At 53.4% G+C, this 358-nt stretch carries 1 protein-coding gene; it reads left to right on the plus strand.

Features of this window, described 5'->3' with window-relative positions; genetic code table 11:
* The coding region (locus AQ981_RS25525) for a fimbrial protein (RefSeq protein WP_154675995.1) at nt 1-251 on the plus strand (251 nt) is incomplete at its 5' end.
* Nucleotides 252-358: the final 107 nt, after the last annotated feature.

Raw genomic sequence — 358 nt, forward strand, 5'->3', positions numbered from 1 at the left:
TTGCAGGTGGTAACGTGCCGGGTAATATGTCCATGCTGGCTATCACCGGTCAGGCGGCTGGTGCGGGCGTTCGCATTCAGGATTATTCTGGCCAGCCGGTGACCCTGCTTCAGCCGACCAGTGGCCGCGGTCTGGGGAACGGTCCTAATACGCTGAATTTCTCCGCTTATCTGGAAAAAATTGCCGGTGTCACTAACGTCACTCCGGGTGAATTCCAGGCCGTGACCGATTTCACCCTGGCTTATGAATAAGACTGAGCCTGTTCTCATGTAGCATTAATCGGGCTGTGTTTGCAGCCCGATATTCAGGAGTGCAGCGATGGTCAATCTCTTGCGAACTCTGGTATTTCTGACTTTTC

This window comes from Entomohabitans teleogrylli, assembly GCF_001484765.1.
GTDB classification, from domain to species: Bacteria; Pseudomonadota; Gammaproteobacteria; order Enterobacterales; family Enterobacteriaceae; genus Entomohabitans; species Entomohabitans teleogrylli.